This window comes from Phenylobacterium sp., assembly GCF_036402295.1.
GTDB lineage: Bacteria > Pseudomonadota > Alphaproteobacteria > Caulobacterales > Caulobacteraceae > Phenylobacterium.
The window spans coordinates 1-4769 of the sequence record NZ_DASWTE010000187.1 but is presented as its reverse complement, the minus strand read 5'-3'; the positions used below and the strand labels follow the sequence as shown (position 1 = coordinate 4769).

The 4769-nt window shown below is 69.8% G+C and carries 4 protein-coding genes and 1 pseudogene; all 5 read left to right on the top strand.

Features of this window, described 5'->3' with window-relative positions; translation table 11 throughout:
- Nucleotides 1-148: pseudogene (tuf, locus tag VGD44_RS11715) on the top strand (elongation factor Tu); the annotation flags it as partial.
- Nucleotides 149-352: 204 nt separating this feature from the next.
- Nucleotides 353-2353 carry a DUF3857 domain-containing protein gene (locus VGD44_RS11710; RefSeq protein WP_331087134.1) on the top strand — a complete coding sequence of 667 codons (2001 nt, stop codon included), beginning with the start codon at nucleotides 353-355 and terminating at the stop codon, nucleotides 2351-2353.
- An 87-nt stretch (nucleotides 2354-2440) separates the two neighbouring features.
- Entirely contained in the window at nucleotides 2441-3286 is an 846-nt protein-coding gene (locus VGD44_RS11705; protein WP_331087132.1) for a GIN domain-containing protein, read from the top strand.
- 5 nt (nucleotides 3287-3291) lie between these two features.
- Nucleotides 3292-4179 carry an SMP-30/gluconolactonase/LRE family protein gene (locus tag VGD44_RS11700; protein WP_331087130.1) on the top strand — a complete coding sequence of 296 codons (888 nt, stop codon included), beginning with the start codon at nucleotides 3292-3294 and terminating at the stop codon, nucleotides 4177-4179.
- Nucleotides 4180-4487: 308 nt separating this feature from the next.
- Nucleotides 4488-4769: 30S ribosomal protein S10 (rpsJ, locus tag VGD44_RS11695; RefSeq protein ID WP_331087136.1), on the top strand; the 282-nt coding region annotated here is incomplete at its 3' end.

The following is a 4769-nucleotide window of genomic DNA, read 5'->3' as shown; positions in this document are numbered from 1 at the left end:
AGGCGTGGAGATGATCATGCCCGGCGACAACGCCGAACTGATCGTCGAGCTGATCACGCCGATCGCCATGGACCAGGGCCTGCGCTTCGCCATCCGCGAAGGCGGCCGCACCGTCGGCTCGGGCGTGGTGACCAAGATCGTGAAGTAGGCCGCTCCCGGCACGACCGACGCGGCTTCGCCGCTCTGTTGGCCGGGATGACAGCTTCTACGGAAGGCCGCCGAGGGACACCTCGGCGGCCTTTTTCGTTGCCCCTGGAAGATATGGCCAAGCTGTGATGTGCTCGCGCTGGGGGTGCGCGTGGCCGATTTCTCAAGTGATGCGTCAGCGGGAGGCGGTGAGCCCCATGTCCGCATGCTGCCGCCGTGGGACTGGATCGACGCGCCGCCGTTCGTCCGTCCGGACGCGCCCAAGGAAGGACAGGTCGACGCTGGCCGCTGCTTCTGGCTGACCGACGCCCAGGCCAACATCGCTCCGGACCAGCCGGTCTGGTTCAACCGCACGATCACCGAGGTCGTGGATCCCGAGGGCCTGCATGAGACGGCCCAGCTCGACCTCGACTTCGACCCCACCCACGAGCGGATCGTGCTGCACCACGTCCGCGTCATCCGCCACGGCGTCGTCCGGGAGGTCGACGCGATCGCCGGGCTCAGCGTGTTCCGCCGTGAGCGCGACCTGGAGAAGGCGCGCTATGACGGCCGCCTGACCGCGCACCTCGTCATCCCCGATGTGCGGGTGGGCGACGTGGTGGATATCGCGCATTCCTACATTGGCGCGCCGCCGCTCTTCGGCGGGCGCTTCAATTGCGAGTGGAGCCTAAGCTGGAGCTGCTGGGTGGCCGAGACGCGGGTCCGACTGCTGGCTCCGCCGGGCCGCCCGGTGGCCATCGAGACCTGGAACGACCCGCCGCCGATGTCGGAGCGCATCCGCCCGGACGGCCTGCTGGAGCGCGAGTGGCGGGCGTTCGCGACGGCGCCCGTGCAGGCCGAGCCGGATACGCCGGGCTACGTGCGACGCTTCGCGCGGGTCCGGGTGTGTAGCCCCCTGACGTGGGCCGAGGTCGCCGATGTGTTCCGCGGCTTCTACGACGCCGAACCGCTGCCGGAGGAACTGGAGGCAGAAGTCGCCGCGCTGGCGGCGGAAACGTGCGACCCGGCGGTCCGCGCGGTGCGCCTGCTGCGGCGGGTTCAGTCGGGTTTGCGGTACCAGGCCGTGTCGATCGGCGACGGCGGCTTCGTTCCGCGGCCAGTGGCCAAGATCTGGGGCGGCCGGGCGGGCGACTGCAAGGACGCCTCGCGCCTCCTGGTCACGTTGCTGCGACGGCTCGATCTCGATGCGGCCCCGGCGCTGGTCAACACCTGGCGCGGCTGGACCCTGGACGCGGAGCCGCCCAGCCTGACGGCGTTCGACCACTGCATCGTCCGCCTCCGCATGGCGGGGCGGGAGTACTGGCTGGACCCGACGCGCTATCCGCAGGGTGGGACGCTGGACGCTCTGCACCAGGCCCGCTTCGGCTGGGCGCTGCCGCTGGTCGCCGCCGCCGACCTCGCGTTCATGGGCGAGGAGCCGGTGCGCGATGTCTGGCACGCAGAGGAGCGCTACGAGCTGGGCCCCGAGCTGGCGTCGCCGGCCACGCTCACGGTTCGTACGGCGTACGGCGCCTGGCGCGCCGACGACATGCGCCGCCGCCTGGCGAGCGAGGGCGGGGCGCTGGCCCGCGCCTATGTGGACTACTACGGCCGCTACTTCGGCGAGGTGCGCGAGCTCGCACCCATCGAGGTCGAAGACGACCTCGATGGGAACGTCCTCAAGACGACGGAGCGCTACGAGCTGGGGCGGGCCTGGAGCAAGATCCCCGACACCGCAGCGGTCGAGTTCTCGATCATCGACGACCTCTTCTCGCAGCATCTCACAACCGCCTCGGTCGGCCGGCGGAGCTGGCCCATCGACCTGGGCCTGCCCCGGCGCGCGTCCTGGACGACCGACGTCCGCCTGCCGATGTCGGTGAACGTGAACGGCTGGGACCGCGGGTACGACATGCCGGGCCTCCGCATCCGCTCGCAGCACACCAAGCTCGATGACGCCGGCTATGAGATCCGGTTGATGCGATCCGTGGAGGTCGAGCGCCAGTTCCTGCCGGCGGGCGAGGCCGAGGCCTATTTCGAGCTGCGCGATGCGGCGTTCCGGACCGCCGGCGTGACCGTCTCGACGCCGGCCGTCGACGGCCGGTTCGTGGACCCGGCGCTGCCCCAGCGGGAAACCGACGCCAAGCCGTGGGGCGCATTCTTCCGCGCCATCGGCATAGCGATCCTCGTCATGGTGGTGCTCCGGTTGCTCGCCCAGCTCCCGTCATGACTTCTCTGTCATGACCTCGATTTAAGCTGTGGCGACCCGGCCGCGCGTCTAGCTTCCCCTCACAACGTTTCGACTTGGGAGAGGACGATGCGTCTCCAGACCACCCTGCTGGCCGCCGTGGCCGCCACCTTCGCCGCCGGGTTCGGCGCTTCCAGCGCCCAGGCCGCCACGGTCGAGATCGAGGACGCCGTCGCGCGCGTGACCGTGGTTCCCGAGAACCGCAGCGACATCAAGATCGAGGTGATCTCGCCGAACGCGAAGCTGCCGCTGACCGTCCGCACCGCCGGCGACCGCACCATCCTGGACGGCGACCTCGACCGGCGCATCCGCAGCTGCCGCAGCACGGGCGAGCGGTCCCAGGTGCATGTCCGTGGCGTGGGCGACATCGGTTGGGCCCAGATGCCCCAGGTGGTGATCCGCACGCCCCGCGACGTGAAGGTCGAGGCCGACGGGGCCGTCTTCGGCTCGGTCGGCCGCTCGGCCAGCCTCGAGCTGGGCAACTCCGGTTGCGGCGACTGGACGATCGCCAATGTGGAGGGGGCCGCCCGCGTGAGCCAGGCCGGCTCGGGCGACACCCGGATGGGCTCGTCCGGTTCGCTAAAGGTGCGCGTGGCCGGTTCGGGCGACGTGGCGACCGCCGACGTCCGCGGCGGTCTCGACATCAACATCGCAGGCTCCGGTTCGGCCAGCGTGCGCTCGGTCAACGGGCCGCTGGAAGTGAGCATCGCCGGCTCGGGCGACGTGGATATCGGCAGCGGCCGCGCGACGGCCATGAAGGTGTCGGTCGCCGGCTCGGGCGATGTGGAGTTCGGCGGCACCGCCGATAGCCTGCGGGCCCGCATCGCCGGGTCGGGCGACGTCCACGCCCACGAGGTGAAGGGCGAGATCTCCAAGTCGATCATGGGCTCGGGCTCGGTCCGCGTCGGCGGGTGACCGGCGTGCGCGGATCCGTCCTCGCGCTCTGCCTGCTGACCACCGCCTGCGGAGCGCCGTCGCCGACAAAGAGCCAGGACAATCGGGTCCCGGTCTGGACGCTCACGGGACTGTCCGATCCCGAGAGCGTCGCCCTGGCCGCCGACGGCCGTTCCCTCTACGTGGCCAACGTGGCGGGGGAGGGGGACGTCAAGGACGGGAACGGCTTCATCAGCCGCGTCTCGCTCGACGGGAAGCTGCTGGAGCGGGAGTGGGTGAAGGGGCTCGACGCGCCCAAGGGCGCCATCGTGAAGGGCGGCCGCCTGTTCATCTCCGACATCGACAGGCTGGTGGAGATCGACACCGCCACCGGCAGGGTCGTGGCCCGCTACCCCGTGCCGGACGCGAAGTTCCTGAACGACGTTGCCGTCGCGCCCGACGGGACGGTCCTCGTGGCCGACTCCGGAACCGGGCGGATCCTGCAGCTGAAGGACGGCGCGGTCAGCCTCTGGTCGGCCGACCCCGAGCTCAGGTCGGTGAACGGGCTCCTGCCCGAGCCGGGCCGGCTGCTCGTCACCACCATGGAAGGCAAGTTCCTGGCCTTCGACTACGTCGCCCGCAAGGTGACCGTACTGGCCAAGGACCTGGGTCAGGCCGACGGCGTCGCGCCCGCGGTGGGCGACGCCTACTTCGTCAGCGAATGGCCGGGCCGGCTCTTCGTGGTCATGGCCGACGGGACCTCGCGGGTGATCCTCGATAGCCGCGAGGCGGGAACCTACATCAACGACTTCATCCGCGTGGGCGACCTCCTGATCGTCCCCAACTGGAAGCCCGGCACGCTGCGCGCCTACCGCATGCCGGTCATGCACCTGACCGACGCGGGCGGCCGGGCGGCGAGGCGGGGTGCAGGCTAGGCCGTTCGTCGGCGCAGAACGCCGCGGCGCCACCCCTTGACGGGGGCGAGTCGCATCGGTATTACCGCGCCTCCTGTTGGACCGGCTGTGTGCTTCGAAGCAATTTGAGGCGCAGACGCGGCCCGCGGAACGACCTGAGACAGTGCTAAAATCTAGCGTTTCGGGAAAGGCCCTCGCGGATGTCGCGCGGGCCCAAGTCGTTTGTGCGGACTTTCGCGTACGGGCTCACCTCGGTGGGTTCGGGCTGGTCTTTGAAATGGTCGAGATCACGCGGGCGCCCGCCGTCTGTAGGGAAACGTAAGAGCGATATGGCTCAAAACATTCGCATCAGGCTCAAAGCCTTCGATCACCGCGTGCTGGACCATTCCACCCGCGAGATCGTGAATACGGCCAAGAGGACCGGAGCCGCCGTGCGCGGGCCCATTCCGCTGCCGACGCGCATCGAGAAGTTCACCGTCAACCGTTCGCCGCACATCGACAAGAAGTCGCGCGAGCAGTTCGAAATCCGCACGCACAAGCGCGTGCTCGATATCGTCGACCCCACCCCGCAGACCGTGGACGCGCTGATGAAGCTCGACCTGTCCGCCGGC

Excerpts from the sequence above, each read along its gene's own strand:
- VGD44_RS11710 (WP_331087134.1), top strand. The coding sequence starts at position 353 with ATGCTGCCGCCGTGGGACTGGATCGACGCGCCGCCGTTCGTCCGTCCG.
- VGD44_RS11705 (WP_331087132.1), top strand. The coding sequence starts at position 2,441 with ATGCGTCTCCAGACCACCCTGCTGGCCGCCGTGGCCGCCACCTTCGCC.